Raw genomic sequence first — 18,110 nt, 5'->3', positions numbered from 1 at the left:
CTACCTTCCAAATAAAAAGGAATTAAGCAACCAAACGCTACTTAATTCCTTGAAATTGTCTCATCACCTCTATTTAGCCTTTAAATTTTGATAGACTCTACTTTCTAATCAATATGACCAATATTGTCAATACTAACCCTTTCAATCAATTCATTAGTTATCGAAACTAAGTCCATTAATAAATCCAAAAAGAGTATCAATAGGAAAGTAAACTAAATAATTGAGTTAAAAATGGCTATTTTCACAAAACTGTTTCATCATCACACTATCTCAGTACATAAAGCATTTTTTCATCTATAGCTTTCATATTAATCTTAATCTTTTTTCTTCAATCCAAGAAATGCACCTACGGTAAACATTATTCCGGCAACTAATGACGTGAAGACTTCGCTAACTGTTCCGGTTTTTGGCAACCTATCATTGTTAGCAGTTGATTTACTATCGATATTGGTATCTTTATTAGCTATGTTCTCTGGTTCATTAAGATAAGCTTCCTTCTTATTTTCAAAGTTTTTATCATTTTCATCAGGAACTGTAGCTGTAACATCCTCAGTTGAATCAGATTTGTGTGAATGATTTGCTCTTTGTAAATCCTCTTTTCTGTGACTTTCATTTAATTGACTATAATTTACTTGTACAGTAACTGTAGCTGTGACATCCTTAGTTGAATCAGATTTGTGTGAATGATTTGCTCTTTGTAAGTCCTCTTTTCCATCACTTTGATTTACTTGCGCCTTATCTTTCTTTTTGGATACATCAAAAGTAGGTTTATTTTCCTCCTCCTTTTTCTCCTCTATTTTCTTGAATACAGGTTTTATAAGGGTATCTTTTGATAGATTAAGAACATAGCCAGTGTCTTTTTTACCTTCGAAACCAGCAATTTCCCAACCATCAAATTGATATCCTTCTTCTAATTCACCCTTATAGACAGGTAAAATGAAATCTTCTTCCGACACTATCGTTGAACTCATTTCTTTTCCATTTTGAATGGTCACAGTTACTGTATGAGGTTTTAGTTCGCTCACCTCTCCCGTATCTTTGTTTAAAATGAATTCTTTTACGGTTGTATTTCTTGCGAAATCTTTTACAAGAATCTTAATGTTTAGTGTCTTATCTGCTATTTGTTTAATATCATCAAATGATTTATATTCTTTTCCATTTATATAAATATGTTGTTCTTGAATCTCACCATCGAATCCATTATTTCTTTTATCATTGATATTAAAGACTACAGATTTTCCATTAGCATATTCGATACTAGTATTTCCTTTTGGATCAATGTTTACTTCTGGTTTGACATTATCATATAAAAATTGATAGTGTACTCCAACCGCTTTCGCATTCAAATCGCTATAGCCAGTTTGGAGATAAACATTTCCATCCATGTCTGTTACCTTATCTGGGAATCCGTTTGCTTTATAGTCTTTCATTCCCCAGTCCATGATGTCACCGTCTTTAACATTAAGCTTAATGTTAAAATCTCTAGTGTTATCAATATGTAAATCTCCGTAGATTAAATAATTATCTACAACAGATTCATTAACTCTCAACTCCCAGTTAAAACCACCCTTATCAGAAATCTTACCTCTTAAATAAAATTCTGGATTTCGTACATAAATTTTATTAGATTTAGATGGATTAAAGTAGTTCTTGTCCATTGAAAGATTTACTGGTTTTGCATCAATAAATAACGTAGAGCCATCTTCTTTTATAGCTTCTACATTGGACTTATCCTCTCCTGTGTACTCTTTACCATCCTTACCAAATAATACAAGTTTAGAAGAATCTGTCACAAGATTTCCATCTTTATCGATTGCTTCCCCTTTATCATTCATTTTAAATGTAAACACTTGATACCTTACAATGTTAAAGCCGTCCAAAGCCGACATTAATACTGGTTGAGTACTTCTTCCATCTTCAACATTTCTACTATCAGCATAAATTATTTTTTCTGATAAGACTCTTAGATTAGGATTGGCCTTTTGGATTTTTGCTATATCTTCCTGGATATAAACTCCATTTCCTTCTAACATATCCGTTTTTCCAGGATTATAGGTAGTCACTTTTAGTGCATAACCTTTTCTTAGAATGATATTATCCTTTAATAGATATTGTTGTTTTTCTGAATCAGCATAGATTTTACCAGATTCCATTTCTGTTAAATTGTTTGGTTTATTTTTTGAAAGATCTCCTTCTCCTAATTCTATGACATTCCCATAACTTGATGCATACGGATATTCTGCTTTAGTTTCCTTATTTTTTTCAGGCATTCTAATTTTAGTTTCAGCTTTTATCTGATCATCATCTTTAACAAAGAATCTCATATCTCCTGCAAAAGCTAATCCATCCACAATATCATTAATATTAGCGTATAAATCAAATGTCATCGTTTTTGAATGTGAATCATACTTGGTTGTTTTGATTTCTATCGATTTATAATTATTGCCATAATATACCTTGGCATTTTTAGAAACATTACTTATCTTTCCAAGAATTTCAAAGTGTCCATTTTTAGACGGGCTTAGAACACCATAAATTTTTGATTTTATTTCGTCAAGTTTTTCAGTTTCATATTCTAAGGCACTACCATCGTCATAAGCAATGATATTTCCCTTATCATCGTATTTATAATCGTATTCCTCTATTCTCTTACCAGTTTCACTTGTAAAGTCATCAACTTCTCTAAATTTCTTTTTAATGAGTTTCTTTAAATCTTTGCTTTCAAAGTCTCTAATTGTTGAAATGGCTTTATTGATAGTAAAGCTAGATTTTTCTTCGGTAACCTCTTCATTTCCTTGATGACTTTCTACCTCAGTTGTATCTTTTTTAAGACTTTCCTCTTTTCTATTTTCTAAATTTTTAAATCTAGATTCGGCAATCTCTCCAAGCTTTTGATATTTAGATGAATCCTGATCAGGATCTACTAGATAATAGGAAATCATCCCCTTTTCATCAGCATGATCAGCAAATTTAATTCTATGAATCTTTGTAAAATTGCTAGAGCCATCTAGTGCAATGACTTCAATGATTTTTCCTCTTAAATCTCCTGCACCATTAATTTCATAAATGGTATTTCCGTCTTTGTCAAGTTTTCTATTTCTTCCTTGACCCTCACCTGCATAAGTTACTTCAAGATTTTTCTCAACCTCTCCATCTTCATTAACAAGAGCAGCTCCAGCATACCAAACTTCGTTGGCAATCTCGTCAAATTTTTCAGGATGTTCTTTCTGATCTCTCGCAAATAAAGTTTCATTCTTGTATTGCTCTTTTACCTTGTGATAAGTATCCTTTGTGATCAGCTTAATTTTTTCAGGATTTGAAAAATCAATCGAAACAATCTTAGGGGCTGTATTATCAATTTTTACAGGAATATAGGAAACCTGCCATGGGTAATCTTTAGTTAATCTATATTTAAATTTATAGAAATATTGACCTTCTGCAATTGGTTCAAATTGACCTCTTATCTTAGTAGCAGGATCTTTAGTATCCTTGCTTTCTGGTGCATTTTCTTCTTTCCCTCTAGGGTTATAGATGAGTCCATCCCATTTCAAGTCACCCCAAACTTTTAGTTTAGAAGATTTGATTCCCTTTGCATCATTTCTTTTAGAGTTTAAAATCCCTTTAACAAAGTGTTCTCTCGAAATGACTTTTAAGTCGATTTGATTTTCTCCCTCTTTATTTGTATTTACTATTGAAATCAATCCTTCTTCTGCACTTCTTAATACAAGTGGAGAAGGTGTTAATCCTCTCTCAAGTTGAGCATCTTGAGGATTTCCATTTGAATCTAAAGGATAAATTTTAGCGATCTTAGAACCACTTGATGATGGTGCGTTTATCCCTTCGTTATTGAAAGCAAATAATTCTGGATTTTGATCTAGGGATGTTGTATTTTTATCTTTTCTATTTTGTATAACTCCTGCTGGATTAAATTTATCTATACCATGTTCTCCACCAATTCCCTTATTTAAGGTTCCTGGAATTTTTGGTTTACCATCATCATCATAACCTTCCATTGTTTTTGATTTTGAACCTTCTTCCCAGGCCCATTTATCAAGGATTGGTTCGTGGTTCCAATTCCCAGCAAATCCCATTAGAGGCATCGATAAAGAAGGTTGGAAATTTGTTTTCTTCCCATTGGAGTTTAGAGCTTCCATTTCTTCCACTGACTCAAAATGAATAAATGATTCTACAAATTTATTTTTGTTTTTAGCCTCTCCAACATTTATAACCGCATTTAAATCAAAGCTAGAATTTGGGCTTATAGTGAAAGTATCATGCTCAAATGTAATATTTGCTCCTTTGACTTTTTCTGGGTGAATTTCTGGAACAATTTGCTTCCCATCTGAAGATTTTTCATCTTTATATGTTTCATCCAGTTTGAGTCTGTCAGTTAGAGCATCTGTAGTTATAGCAGATGCTGAAACTTTAAAGGTCAAAGGTCTGTTTGATGTATTGTGAAGCTTAATTGTAAAATATTTTTTATCTCCTTTTATTTCTTTAAGAGAAATAGAACCATAAGAGTTTACTAAACCTTTAGAATCCGTGTTTTTGAAAGTCGCTACAACTTCATTTCTCAATGCATTGGCAACATTAATTAGCCCTGCTCCCTGTTGTCTAGGTGATGCAAAGTATTGACTTTTTTCTTTCCAAGAAGTCGCATCCATCATAGGCCGTGCAGTATTTTGTAGGGCTATTTTTGTAAGACTTGTAAGATCTATTTTGTCATCTCCCTTAAGATTTTTCAAGACAGGTCTTTCAAGCATTTCCTTTAACTTTGGTCTAATCAAAACAGTAGAAGCTGCCACGATTGGAGTTGCCATACTAGTCCCTGACATATAACCATAAGTTGATTTACCATTAATGACATTGAGAGTGGATTTAATATTTTTACCAGGTGCTGAAACATCCGGTTTTAAAAGTAAATCCGTTCTCGGTCCCCAAGATGTGGACCCTGCTGGAACTATGATATCTTCTTTATAAAGTTCTTTGTCTGTGTCAGGTGCAAACTTAAAGTCAATCTCTTTTTCGTCACCTACATTCGGTTTATTAGAATTATAGCTTGCCATATCAATTGGATAGTATTGATCCAATTTATCTTTAAAATCTTCTTTATTATTCCTTTTAACCTCAGTTTTTTTATCAGGGTTAATCATGTTCCATAACTTTACACCATCATCTCCTGAAATTGAAAAAACTTGACTAGTAGTTCCTTCATCCTCCTCATATCCCATAGCTGGAAGCTCTGTCCAATTATCTCTATTGTAGTAATTTACAGTATTTACAACCATAATGCCACGTGCGCCCTTATCCGTAGCTCTTTTAAAAGAATTTTTTAAATCCTTGGTATAAATTCTATCCATTACTGCAATTTTGCCCTTAAGATCCAAACCTATCAAATCTTGGTCTTGACCTTTGCCTATATATACAAATTTCAATTTACTAGGAGCTTTTGAACCATCTTCGTTTGTTATGATTTTATTTTTATCGAAAAAGGCACCTATATTTCTGTATTTAAAACTTTCTCCACCTATGTTAACTTTATCAAACTCAACTATTTGATTTTTAGCAGATGCGACTGCTATCGCATCTTCATGTGCTGCAGTTCGTGTTACATTTCCAGTGTCGGTCATTTTCAGATTATTATTTGCCACTAAATCCCAAGAAGAACTTGAAGCAGAAGTTGCATAGTTACCCGTAGCTACAACCATTGGAATGCCTGCTTTTCTTAATGCTCTAATAGCTTCCCAATATTTCTCACCTACAAGACCTGTTCCCGTAAAGCCAGATGATACCGAAACAACATCAACGTTGTGTTTGATGGAATCTTCAATAGCATGAAACATTGTTTCATCTCCTGCGAAGCCAGATCCTGCGTCAGAGTACATTTTATAAGAGAATATCTGTGCATTAGGAGCAATTCCATCTATTCCATTAAAATTCTTGATGTCTTTTTCAGTATCATTTCCTGCAAGAATCCCTGCAATATGCATCCCATGTGGATCAAAATAATCACTCCCATCATCAGCTTTTTCTACAGTTATTTTACCACCATTATAATAATTGAAAGCATGAGGAATTTTATCACTCAACCAGAAATTTTTATCAGTACCTTTTAAGTCTTCTTTTTTAAATCTCATTGAGCCTTTAGCATCATCATCAATCCTCATGGCCTTATGCCTATAATCTGTCCCGGTATCGATATTTGAAATGACCATACCTCTACCATCAAAATTTTTACCAAATGGAGCATTGATAGATTTTAAGTAATCGATTGCCTCCTCAACTCCAATTTCTTTTCTAGCATGATTCATCATTGGCTGGACTTTTTGTGATCGTTCAACAGATGAGATACCTTCTATTAGTTTAATCTTATCCAAATTATCTGGAGTTGTTTCTATTGCAACACCATTAAAAACCGTATCATAAGTATATAAAACTTTTGTATCCTTAAGATTGGATAATTCCTTGATTGCTTTTTCTCCAGATTCTTTATCTTTAAATTCAGCAATATAGACAAGTTTATCCTCTTTTTTGGGACTTTCTGGGTCTTTACTTGCAGACGAGTCCGCTTTATCTCTTTGAGATTGATTGGAATTTTCTTCTTTGATTTTTGCTTCTTCATTGCTAGTGTTATTGTCTATTACAGGATTTTTACTAACAACTTCTTTTTCCTCAATAATTGTTGTTTTCTTTTCTTCAGTATCCTTTGAAGTTTCTATAACATTATGAATATCTTCAAGTTTTTCTTTGTTTTCGTTTTGTTTACCTACTACTTTTTCTTTATCAGAGATATTTAAAGCATCTTCAGAGCTAGATGTGTCTGCCAAGATTACCTCGTTAGGGACATATGCTGCTAAAATAACTGCAGCTGTGGTTAATGACAATACTGTACTTTTTTTCATTTTAATTCCTTACATATTTATTTAACTTCCAATAGATAGAAAACTTTAACTTTGCTAGCCTTTGTTATAAAAAGTTTTACTAATACTCAATGAAAATCAAAGAGCAAACTAGGAAGCTAGCCACAAGCTGTACTTGAGTACGGTAAGGCGACGCTGACGTGGTTTGAATTTGATTTTCGAAGAGTATAAGTATTATCTAGGAAATAGAGTAGTACATTTATATATAATTGTTAGCTCTCCATAAAAATAGTATATCATTTAAAAAATTTAAGTCAAGAAAAATTAATACGCATTAATTTATTTTTTAATACACATTAAAAATATATATTCAAAAACTTTCGTAGTTAGCTGGGGTATATTATCAGAACATTCACACCATCAAAAATAGTAACAATCAACTTAAAGAACTAGCAACATCACAAAGTCAAACATCACTATTGATGAAATATCAGCGCTATTAAACAATATAAATAACCGCTAAGAATAAGACTTGACGGTTATCTTCAACATATCTATTTTTTCAAATCCTCAGTCGTTTATCTACCTATAACCTAGGCTTTACTACCAACTGAGCTAAATCGGCGATTACACTTACAGTATAGCATTATAAGGATAGATGTCAAGAAATTTTCATCTCTATTAGAAAAAGCCTGTCCTGAGACAAGGCTTTGAGTTTCTTCATCTTAAGAACCTGCACTTTCGTAGGAATCCAAGCCCTTGTCCCAGAGTTTCAAGGAAATACCTAAGAAGACCAGGGAAATCAAAATCAAACCTCCAATGTTAAAGAAGACATCCTTGTCCTGTAAGAAATAGCTAGCAGGATAATAGGCCGTAAAGGCAAATGGCACGATAAAGCTAATCAACCATCGAAGGAGCGAATTGTAAATCGAAATCGGGTACTTGGCAAAATCATTAAACATATAGAAAATGTAAATCATTGCGCCTGACTGCTTGGTCCAAAAAGCGATGCTGGCAGTCGAGATTTTCAAGGAAGTATAAATCAAGGTCGCAAAAGGAATACAAACTAGGAAAAGCAGGAATTTTGGAAGCGTCCAAGCAATACTTGATACTGTTGTCGCTAGTAAAATGCCACCGACCAAGAGTTCGCCCAAGGCATCAATCTGAAAGGTTTCAACTAGGATGTGAAAGAGAGGATTGATAGGACGAGTCAAATACTTGTCAAACTCTCCCTTTCTCACCAAGCGTTGTCCCAATGCCCAGAGATTATCAAAAAAGAGATGGTCCAATCCCTTGGGAATCAAAGAAAAACCATAGATAAAAGCAATTTCTTGAAAAGTCCAACCTTCTAGGGATGGAATGTGTTGAAAGATGACATTAAGAAATAAGAGATTCAAGCCTTGAGTCAGAAAGACTCCTAAAACACCAACCACAAAATCCACTTTGTATTCCATGATTTGCTTGATGTATTGTCTGATAAAAATCAGGTGCATGCGTTGATATTTTTTCATCCTAACCTCCTTGAATGGTGATAAATGACTGGACTCGTTTCCAAATCAACTGAGACAAGCCCAACATCACTAAAAGCCAGAAAAACTGGAGCAAAAGCGCCTGAAGAATCTGACTGGCATCGTATTTCCCAACAATGATCATAACTGGAGTGTAAATCAAGGATGAAAAAGGCAGGAAGGACAGAATATCTGAAACAACCTTTGGAAAGAAAGCCAAGGGAATCAAACTTCCAGACATAAAGGCCACTATGGAAGTCTTGAGTAGGTTGGAACCCCAAAGATTTTTAAACACAAAGGCAGAAAATCCAAAGCAGATATTAAAGAAAAAGTTAATCAGATAGGCCAGCGTTAAGCTAAAAAGATAAAGGACAGTTAATCCCAGCACTTCTACAATCCCTTGCCCAGATAAGATTTTCATCAAAACAATGACACTTAAAAATGGCAGTCCAACGCTGATAAAAATCAACCACTTGGAACCAAGCTCAGTGAAAAGATAGGAGGCTGCAAAATGCACTGGTCTCAACAAGCGCATGATAATAGAGCCATCCTTGACCTCCTCCCCAATCATAAAGGACGAATCGGATCTAGTCAGAAGATTGGTCACAAAACTCATAATGATGTAGAGGGTGATATCTGCCATACTAAAGCCCTGAATCAAGGACTCTTGCGAAGAATCAAAAACAGCCTTCCAGAGATAAAAGGCCACAAAAGCACCCATTACATCGCCGATTCGATAAAGAATAAAGTTGACTCGGTAAGTAATCAACTCCTGAACCCCTGCATTGATAAAGGGTTTATAACGTCTCCACAATTTGACCATCTTAGAGCTCCTTTCGGTAGAAGCGACGGATAATATCTTCAATATCCGTATCCACCATCTTCAAATCGCGGATTTCAAAATCAGATAGAGTTTGCTTGATAATATCAGCTGATTGGTAGCGAGAACTATCGAATTCAATGTTGAGACTATTCCCTTGTCTATCAATGGCCATATCAGGCAGGCCTTCATAGTGAGAGACGAGATGACTTTGACCTGGTAGCAGTTCAAAGGAGAGAGTCTTCATCTTACCAAAGGTCTCCTTGAGTTGGCTCACCGTTCCATCAAAAATCTCCTGCCCCTTGTCTATCATAAAAATCCGATCACAGAGTTGCTCAATGTCGCTCAGGTCGTGAGTGGTCAAGAGAATGGTGGTTTCTTCCTCCTGATTGATCTGAGTAATAGCCCGACGAATGTTATCCTTGACCGAAACGTCCAAACCAATGGTCGGCTCATCTAAAAAGAGTACCTTGGGATTGTGAAGCAAGGAAGCTGCAATGTCCGCCCGCATCCGTTGTCCCAGTGAGAGAGTTCGTACGGGATCCTTGATAAAGTCCTTCAAATCCAAGACTTCATTCAAAAAGTCCATACGCTTATGAAAAAGCGAGTCTGGCACATCGTATATCTCTTTCAAGACCGTGTAGGTCTCTTGCAACGCCAAATCCCACCATAACTGGGTACGTTGCCCAAAGACCACTCCAATATCCTTTACATAATCCTGACGATTATCCTGCGGAATCTTGCCATTAATCCGACAAAAACCAGATGTCGGTTTCAAAATCCCGGTCAGCATTTTAATGGTTGTCGACTTCCCAGCACCATTAGCACCGATAAAGCCCAAAATTTGCCCTTTTGGCACCTCAAAGGTTAAATCCTTGACCGCTTCAAAGGTCTGTTTTTCAGGATGAATAAAGGAGCGCAAAGCCCCCTTCAAGCCCGGTTCCTTAACAGTCTTCACAAAATTTTTCTGAAGATGTTCCACTTCTATCATTGCCATATCTATCTCCCTATCGTAAGGAATAGCAACATTGTGTTTTTGACTACAAATATTCTAAATCCTTACTTTCTAAACCTGCTACATTTTATTATTACAGAATGCTCTATACCAACCTATTATAGTCCAATAAAAACTAGAATGCAAGCGTTTGCCTAAAGTTTATGAAATTGAAAATTTTTCTCTTAAAGTGGTATTTTTATACTCAATGAGAATCAAAGAGCAAACTAGGAAGCTAGATGCAGGTAGCTCAAAGCACAGCTTTGAGGTTGCAGATAAAGCTGACGTGGTTTGAAGAGATTTTTGAAGAGTATTAGTCCAAAATTCTGGTTTAATAGTTTCCTTAAAACACCAAAAAAACCCACCCTCATGGGCAGGTTTCTATTCTATATTATTCAGCTAGATTAAGCTTTACCTTCTGAACCGAATACGTCGATACGTTCTTCAACTGATGCTTGGATAGCTTTTACACCGTCAGCCAAGAATTTACGTGGGTCGAAGAGTTTTTTCTTGTCGTATTCTGCTTCGTTTGCTTCGTAGTCACGAGCAAATTTACGAGTTGCGTTAGCGAATGCGATTTGGCATTCAGTGTTAACGTTAACTTTCGCAACACCAAGTTTGATAGCCTCTTGGATTTGCTCATCAGGAATACCTGAACCACCGTGCAATACGATTGGGAATCCTGGTACAGCTTCAGTCAATTTTTGCAAGTGATCAAGGTGAAGACCTTTCCAGTTTTCTGGGTAAGGACCGTGGATGTTACCGATACCAGCTGCCAAGAAGTCGATACCAGTTTCAACCATTGCTTTAGCGTCTTCGATTGGAGCCAATTCACCATCACCGATGATTCCGTCTTCTTCACCACCGATAGTACCAACTTCAGCTTCTACTGATACACCATTTGCATGAGCAAATTCTACAACTTTACGAGCTTTATCAAGGTTTTCTTCAACTGGAAGGTGTGAACCGTCAAACATAACTGAAGTATAACCAACTCGGATACACTCAAGTGCATCTTCGTAGTGACCGTGGTCAAGGTGGATAGCTACTGGTACAGTGATACCCATTGATTCAACAAGGTTAGCGATCAAGTTGCGAGCAACTTTGTAACCACCCATGTATTTAGCAGCACCCATTGAAGTTTGGATCAAAACTGGAGCTTTTTTAGCTTCTGCTGCGCGCAAGATAGCTTGAGTCCACTCAAGGTTGTTTGTGTTAAATCCACCAACTGCATAACCGTTGTCACGAGCTGCTTGGACAAATTTTTCTGCTGAAACGATTGCCATTTTATCAGGCCTCCTGTATATTTTTATGGGTCATCCCATTTACATTGTTCATTTTATCACTTTTTGACAAAAAAATCTAGTTTTTCCCGCAGTTTCGATTGAATTTCTTCTAGCTTCATCTATGTAAACCCTTTCTCTCCCTAGTCTTAGGCGATTCTTGGAAAAGCTATGAAGAAGGTCAAACGATTCTCCTTCATCTCAAAACGATAAGGTAATTTTTCATGTTCCAATAGACTCTTGACCACAAAGAGCCCCATCCCAGAACCCTTGGCCTTGCGACTAGCATTATCAGAAAAAGACTGAGCCAGTTTTTCTTGTTCTTCAGGACTACAGCTATTCTCGATAAAAAGTTCCCCTTCTCTCTCTCCGATGCGGACCAAGCCGCCTGGAATGGAGTGCTTGATAGCATTGCTGATGAGGTTAGAAAGAATCAACTTCATGACTGATGGATTTAGATAGGCCTGATGATGGTTCAAACCATTTTCAATTTGAAGTTCTCTTTCCTTGGCTAGTAAAGCATAATCTTGAACTAGACTTTGCGTCATCTGGAGGAGATCTATTATTTCCCTATCATCTCGCAATTCCTGCACAGAAGAGAGAGAAAGTATCTGGAGAACGTGGTGATTGAGCTCATCCACAATCCCCAATGCAACTCCCAGATAGTGGTCTCTATCCTTATAGCGGCCGATATTCTCTTTCATGTTTTCAATCAGAATTTTCAAACTAGCCAGAGGTGTTTTCAGTTCATGAGAGGCACCACGTAAGAACTCAACCTTCATCTTTTCCAGCTGGAGAATGGCTTCATTCTTGTCATGCAAGTCCGCAATGACAGTCAAAAGATGCTGGTAGAGGCTATTGATTTGTTCCTTGAGATCACCAATCTCATCCTTGGAATCCACACGCAATCGCACTTGGGCATCTAAATCCATCATCCGTCTAGTCACCCGCTTGATTTCCAAAATCGGTGCAACAATGGTCCGAGCATAGATATAGGCCACCAAGAGGGAAATCAGAAAGGATGTCAGCAAGGTATAGGGAAGAAACTGGAGACTGATCTGCTCTGCTTCCTTTTGCAAGTCCATGGAAGCTAAAAACTGGAGAGTCATAGTACCACCGTCTTGCGTTTTCACCTCACGCTCCTCAATAAAGATAGAGGTGGTCTGGCGGTCTGTGTCTAGAGGAAGGCTATCCTTGACTTCTAACTTGTCCTCGGTCATCTCGCCCTTAACCGCCCCCTTAATCTCACTAGTCTGGGAATACAAGTCTAACACTTGCTCTATACTCTGCCTGTCTTTCCCTTCTAGGGACTGGGCAATGGCTGTCGCTTTTTGACCAATGGTTTCCTGATGATGGCTCAGATAAGTCGAGGGAAATAGAAAATAAATGGCTAAATGAAGACAGACGACCAGAACACTAAAAATCGAGAAGGTGTAGATAAATATCTTTGTAAATAAACCTGTTCGTTTCATTTTCGCTCCAATTTATAACCAACATTGCGCACAGTAAGGATGCAGTCCAGGTCTAGCTTTTTCCGCAGTTCCTTGATATAAACATCGATGACACGGTCAAAGGGAACCTCATCTGTCGCTTTCCAAACGGCATCAATTATCTGAGATCGGGTCAAAGCCCGTCCTTCATTTTTCACCAAATAATCAAGAATTTCCAACTCTTTAGCATTAACAGCCACTTCCTCTCCTGCTAGGCTTGCATTGTAGCTTTCAAAGTCCACCTTGACATCCTTATAGGAGAAGACTCGTCCCGTATCATAATAGCGCTTGAAAATCGCGTCTACTCTTACTTTTAAGAGGGACAGAGAAAAAGGCTTTTCCAGATAGCCATCTGCCAGAGAAGCAAAAGCACTCATCTTGTATTCCTCATCCTGAAAGGCGGTCAACATCAGGACAGGAACCTGACTGGTTTTACGAATCTCAGCTAACACTTCTAGACCATTGAGCTTGGGCATCTGGATATCCAGTAAAACCAAGGCTACTTCATAGCTGGAAAATTGCTCTAAGGCTTCCTGACCATCCGCCGCCTCAATGGTTTCATAACCACAATCCGTCAAATAATCACTGACCCCCTCACGGATCATCTCTTCATCTTCTACAATTAAAATTTTCATACTTTAACTGCTCTCTATTTTTTATTTTTCTTATACTCAATGAAAATCAAAGAGCAAACTAGGAAGCTAGCCGCAAGCTGTACTTGAGTACGGTAAGGCGACGCTGACGTGGTTTGAAGAGATTTTCGAAGAGTATTAGAATAAATACCTACTCTATTTTCTATTATAGCCTCTTACTGGCCTTTTGTCTGTAATCAACTGACCACTAGATAAAACAAAGAGAGCCTATCGCTCTCTCTGCTTGCATTTCACTCTCTATAGAATGAAAATTATTTAGCTGCTTTTGAAAATGTTACAACGTAATTATAATCTTTCCCATTAGATTGATAGACATAGTCCTCTTTGAAAGTATAGCCGCGTTTGCTCAACTCTTCTTTCTTAGCTTCAACTTGGCTCTTGACAGCTGCTTTAACCTGTTCATTTGATAAACCTTCCGAAATTTCAAGAGAAGTTCCATTGATATCTCCTAGGAAACCTGCAATATCTTTCATTTTATCAAAGTTATAAAATACATTTACTTTGACCTTTTGAGGAGCTGGCTGTTCTAGACTTCTACGATTTCTGCTAGCACGTGGTTGAACTGCTGGAGCCATTCTGAAACCTGAAGTTCCTGTAGTCTCCTTAGTGAATGTAACAACGTAGTTATAATTTTTCACAGTAGTATCTTGTTCAAAAATAATGTCATTTTTCACATAATACCCTCTAGCAGCTAGGTCTTTTATCTTGGCTTGAATTTTTTCTTTTACTAGCTCTTTTGCCTGTGCTTCACTCGTTCCTGCAGGAATTGTGACAGTGTTATTTTCTCCCGGATCAGATAGGAAGCCATGAATATCTGGCATTCCAGCGAAGTTATAGCTAATATTTACAGTTCCATCTGGTTCTGATGTTGAACGTGCCACTCTTCTTACTCTCGCTTGAACTGATGGGGCATTTCTAAAACTTGAAGTTCCTTCTGAAGTTGAAGAAGGTTGTGTTGGAGATGCTGTTGAAGTCGTTCTTTCTTCACTAGCAGGCTGTGTTGGAGCTTCACCTGATCCATGTCCTATCGCTGTGCTTCCATTGTCAATAGTAGTACCTGCATTACGACCATTTGTTAAATTATCTTTATTGTAGTTTGGTGCTGGTAATTCTTCACCTGGAACATCAATTTCATCAATTTTACTTTGATACTCATCCGCAACGGCTACAGCAGCATCGTGATCTTTAGCATTATTTATTGCCGCTAATGCTTCTTCTTTTAATTCATTTAATTTTTCTTTTAATTTTGTTTTTTCTGCTTCATCTTTAACTTTTTCAATTTCACTATGTTTTGAAGCTGCAATTTTTTCAATAATTTCTTTTCCATCTTTTTTCGCTTCCTCAAGTTTTTCATCTTTCGGTGCTACTTCTTCAGATGGATTTTCTACTTTTGGTGTGGTTGCTACTGACTCGTCTGATTTTGGAGTTGTTGTTGCTGTTGGCTCGTCTGATTTCGGTGCCGGTGTCGCTGGTGCTTCTGCTTTTGGCGCTGGAGTCGATGGCTCTTCCGCTTTTGGCGCCGGTGTCACTGGTTCGTCAGACTTCGGCGTTGTCCCTGCTGGTTCTTCAACTTTTGGTGCTGGAGATGCTGGCTCTTCTGCTTTCGGTGCTGGTGTTGCTGGTTCTTCTACTTTTGGTGCAGGTGTCGTTGGTTCCTCTGCTTTCGGTGCTGGTGTCGTTGGTTCCTCTGCTTTTGGTGCGGGTGTCGCTGGTTCTTCCACTTTCGGTGCGGGTGTTGCTGGTTCTTCCACTTTCGGTGCGGGTGTCGCTGGTTCCTCTGCTTTCGGTGCTGGCGCTGCTGCTTCTTCTACTTTTGGCGCTGGAGATACTGGCTCATCCGCTTTCGGCGCTGGAGATACTGATTCCTCCACTTTTGGCGCTGGTGTCGCTGGCTCATCTGCTTTCGGTGCTGGAGCCGCTGGCTCATCTGCTTTTGGCGCTGGAGACACTGGTTCTTCTGCTTTTGGCGTTGTTGCAGTTGGCTCTTCTACTTTTGGCACTGGAACTTCAGAACTTGGATTTGAAGCTACAGGTTGATTTGTAGTCCCTGTATTGGAAGGGGCCTTGTCTGTTACTGGACTTGATTCACCTGCATCAGCACTATTTGTAGCACCCAGTGATGGAGTATTTGAAACTCCTTCCCTTGTTTCGGCTTTTGGTGCAACTGTGACTGAGGTTTCTGATTTCGATGCTGGCAATACTGACTCTTCAGCTTTCGCTGCTGACACCGCTGTGGTTTCCACAACTACTGGTGTCGTTTGTTTAACAGTAGTCGTTTGCTCTCCAGTTACAGTATCTGTCTTTGTTTCAACTTCATAACTTTGACAGCTACCAGAATTATCAATTGACACTCGCTGTCTTTTGACTTCTGTATTTCCATCTTTTAGAAAAGTCTCTTCGCTAAAATACAATTTATTATTGACAAAAATCAAATCTCTATTTGCAATACGATTTATCTCAACTAAACTATCAACAGATAGTCCTGTTGCTCCACTAATAGCACTCAGTGTATCTCCCCACTTAATAGTGTAGTGTGATAAATTGTCTATATTTTGAATATCAGCTTTTACTTCTGCAACTGTTCTGGCTACCCAAACACCATCTTGTTCGTTAGCGGAAACAGTTGGAGCTAAAAAGCCCAGTCCCAATAAAATCACACCTGTCGCAACAATTGCACCAGTTCTTAATTTTCTAAAGCCACGTAGGGATAATGTCCCTCTAACATTTGTTTGTCTCATTGTTTTCCTCACTATTTTATATTTTTTAAAAAGGCAAACTCAGCCACAGTAGGCCCGTCTACCTTTGCAGTCTGGATAGGTATCTACAGGTTTTCTATTTATTTAAAAGCAAATTATGAATAAATTTTTATGCATATTTGAATATAGAAATTGCAAATTATCCTTCCACTGAATTCAACGATTTTAGTATATCACATACACCAGAAAAAGTACAAAGAAAGCAACTGAAAGCAATGATTTTCACCACTGCTTTCGACTCTATTTTGAATTGTTAAATATGCATTCTCTATCCACCATTCTGGAATAGAAAAACAAGATGCAATCTTTATTCCAGACTAATTTTTTTAAACTTATTCACCATCCAGCAAGAGCTCTTTTGGTTGTTTTCTGAGGAGATTGCTTGAAGCAAGCGCCATAACGAGAACCACTAGAACCAAGGCTAGGACAAAGACGATGATAAAGTCTGATGTCTGAATGGAAATATCTAGGCTCGACAAGGTCTTGCTAAAGCCATCTACTTCTGCGCCACCACCAAGGTTAGAGGCCTGTGCAGCCTTGCTGGCTTGCTTGGCAACACCTGAAGTCACATTGGTAAGAACAGTATTTCCGATTGCACGAGCAGTGTAGCTGGCTAGGAAGTACGCAGAAACGAGAGCAGGAATGGCAATCAAGATGGATTCAGTAATGAATTGCCCCAAGATACTTGCCTGCTTGAGACCGATAGAAAGGAGAATTCCCACTTCCTTGCGACGGGCATTGATCCAAAGACTAAGCAAGAGGGCAAGGAGAAGAACTGAGAAGCTCAAGCTACCCCAGAAGAGGAGGTTGGCCATCTTATACATGCCAGAGATGGATTGCTCTAGAGCTGGGTAGTTAGAGGAGCTCTTCACCAGTGTGTAGCTCTTCCAGTTGATACCACTGATACCATTCAACTCTTTCATGACATCATCCAAATTCTTGTCTGCTGTTACAAAGAAAGTTGCATCTCCATAAATAGCTGTGTCTTCTGTGTATCCATAAAGTTTCGCAGCAGTGTGAATGTCTGTGATAGCTGTGTTTTCGTAGAGTTCTTGCGAGTAGGTTACTGCTGACTTATTGTGACCATCAAAGAGTCCCTTAATTGTCACTTCAACTGTTTCCTTGGCTCCTTTTTCATTGTCTGCATCATAGACATTAGAGTCCAATTTGACCTTATCTCCAACTTTCCAGCCGTGTTTGGCTGCCAATTCCTTGTGCAGGAGGATCTTGTCTTTGTCGTCGTTGGTTAAGTGCTCACCTTCGACTAATTTATAAGATCCAGAGACAAACTTGTCTTCTTTGGAAGAGTCATTGACACCAGTGATCATCAAGCTGCTTCCAAAATGTTTAGCACGGTCAGGTGTTAGATTTTTCTTGGTTTCTGGCGTTTCGATGAGTTCATATCCAGTCAAATCTCCGATAGCGTTGATGCGTTTCACATAAGACTCGATGGCCTTGTTTTCGGTGATTTTTTTGATATCTTCACCTTTAATATTCCCAGCACCACGTGGCGTTCCTTGATTGACGCGACGATTGATTTGCATGGAGAAACTGTTGGTGATATTTTTAAAGGTCTCCTGAGAAGCCTTGGCAGTAGCTCCCTTGATTGACAAGCCAACCAAACTCAAGCTCGCCATGAGGAGAATAATCAGGAAGATGACAATCGATTTGAAAAACTTCCTTGTAACATAGGCAAATGCGTTGTGTAACATAGGTTCCCTTTCTAGATGTTGTTCTATTTTATAG

General features: G+C 37.8%; 9 protein-coding genes. All 9 read right to left on the bottom strand.

Features of this window, described 5'->3' with window-relative positions; translation table 11 throughout:
* Positions 1–314: 314 nt before the first annotated feature.
* Positions 315–6,902 (bottom strand): S8 family serine peptidase, encoded by a 6,588-nt coding sequence (locus O3664_RS00720; protein ID WP_371613481.1) that lies wholly within the window; start codon positions 6,900–6,902, stop codon positions 315–317.
* 683 nt (positions 6,903–7,585) lie between these two features.
* Positions 7,586–8,371 (bottom strand): ABC transporter permease, encoded by a 786-nt coding sequence (locus O3664_RS00715; protein ID WP_371613480.1) that lies wholly within the window; start codon positions 8,369–8,371, stop codon positions 7,586–7,588.
* Position 8,372: 1 nt separating this feature from the next.
* Complete coding sequence (locus O3664_RS00710) at positions 8,373–9,191, bottom strand: ABC transporter permease (protein ID WP_371613479.1); 819 nt, start codon at positions 9,189–9,191, stop codon at positions 8,373–8,375.
* A gap of 1 nt (position 9,192) precedes the next feature.
* On the bottom strand, positions 9,193–10,185 hold the full coding sequence (locus O3664_RS00705; RefSeq protein WP_371613478.1) for an ATP-binding cassette domain-containing protein: 993 nt from the start codon (positions 10,183–10,185) through the stop codon (positions 9,193–9,195).
* A 401-nt stretch (positions 10,186–10,586) separates the two neighbouring features.
* Entirely contained in the window at positions 10,587–11,468 is an 882-nt protein-coding gene (locus tag O3664_RS00700; RefSeq protein ID WP_004255734.1) for a class II fructose-bisphosphate aldolase, read from the bottom strand.
* Between the two features lie 146 nt (positions 11,469–11,614).
* Positions 11,615–12,937 carry a sensor histidine kinase VncS gene (gene vncS, locus O3664_RS00695; RefSeq protein WP_371613477.1) on the bottom strand — a complete coding sequence of 441 codons (1,323 nt, stop codon included), beginning with the start codon at positions 12,935–12,937 and terminating at the stop codon, positions 11,615–11,617.
* Positions 12,934–13,590 (bottom strand): response regulator transcription factor VncR, encoded by a 657-nt coding sequence (vncR, locus tag O3664_RS00690; protein WP_371613476.1) that lies wholly within the window; start codon positions 13,588–13,590, stop codon positions 12,934–12,936. The genes vncS and vncR overlap by 4 nt, the downstream gene beginning before the upstream one ends.
* Positions 13,591–13,859: 269 nt before the next feature.
* The gene (locus tag O3664_RS00685; RefSeq protein ID WP_371613475.1) at positions 13,860–16,346 is read right to left on the bottom strand and encodes a LysM peptidoglycan-binding domain-containing protein; all 2,487 of its coding nucleotides are present in this window, start codon (positions 16,344–16,346) and stop codon (positions 13,860–13,862) included.
* Between the two features lie 350 nt (positions 16,347–16,696).
* A complete protein-coding gene (gene vex3, locus O3664_RS00680; RefSeq protein WP_371613474.1) occupies positions 16,697–18,076 on the bottom strand; it encodes an ABC transporter permease subunit Vex3 in 1,380 nt (459 codons plus the stop codon).
* Positions 18,077–18,110: the final 34 nt, after the last annotated feature.

The organism is Streptococcus sp. 27098_8_109 (assembly GCF_041432295.1).
Lineage (GTDB): Bacteria > Bacillota > Bacilli > Lactobacillales > Streptococcaceae > Streptococcus.
Note: the sequence above shows the minus strand (reverse complement) of the source record. Positions and strands in the feature narration are given on the sequence as shown.

Bases quoted from the DNA above. Each gene is read 5' to 3' on its own strand.
- O3664_RS00685 (WP_371613475.1), bottom strand. From the start codon at position 16,346: ATGAGACAAACAAATGTTAGAGGGACATTATCCCTACGTGGCTTTAGA.
- O3664_RS00715 (WP_371613480.1), bottom strand. From the start codon at position 8,371: ATGAAAAAATATCAACGCATGCACCTGATTTTTATCAGACAATACATC.
- vex3 (WP_371613474.1), bottom strand. From the start codon at position 18,076: ATGTTACACAACGCATTTGCCTATGTTACAAGGAAGTTTTTCAAATCG.
- O3664_RS00705 (WP_371613478.1), bottom strand. From the start codon at position 10,185: ATGGCAATGATAGAAGTGGAACATCTTCAGAAAAATTTTGTGAAGACT.
- O3664_RS00700 (WP_004255734.1), bottom strand. From the start codon at position 11,468: ATGGCAATCGTTTCAGCAGAAAAATTTGTCCAAGCAGCTCGTGACAAC.
- O3664_RS00710 (WP_371613479.1), bottom strand. From the start codon at position 9,191: ATGGTCAAATTGTGGAGACGTTATAAACCCTTTATCAATGCAGGGGTT.
- vncR (WP_371613476.1), bottom strand. From the start codon at position 13,590: ATGAAAATTTTAATTGTAGAAGATGAAGAGATGATCCGTGAGGGGGTC.
- vncS (WP_371613477.1), bottom strand. From the start codon at position 12,937: ATGAAACGAACAGGTTTATTTACAAAGATATTTATCTACACCTTCTCG.
- O3664_RS00720 (WP_371613481.1), bottom strand. From the start codon at position 6,902: ATGAAAAAAAGTACAGTATTGTCATTAACCACAGCTGCAGTTATTTTA.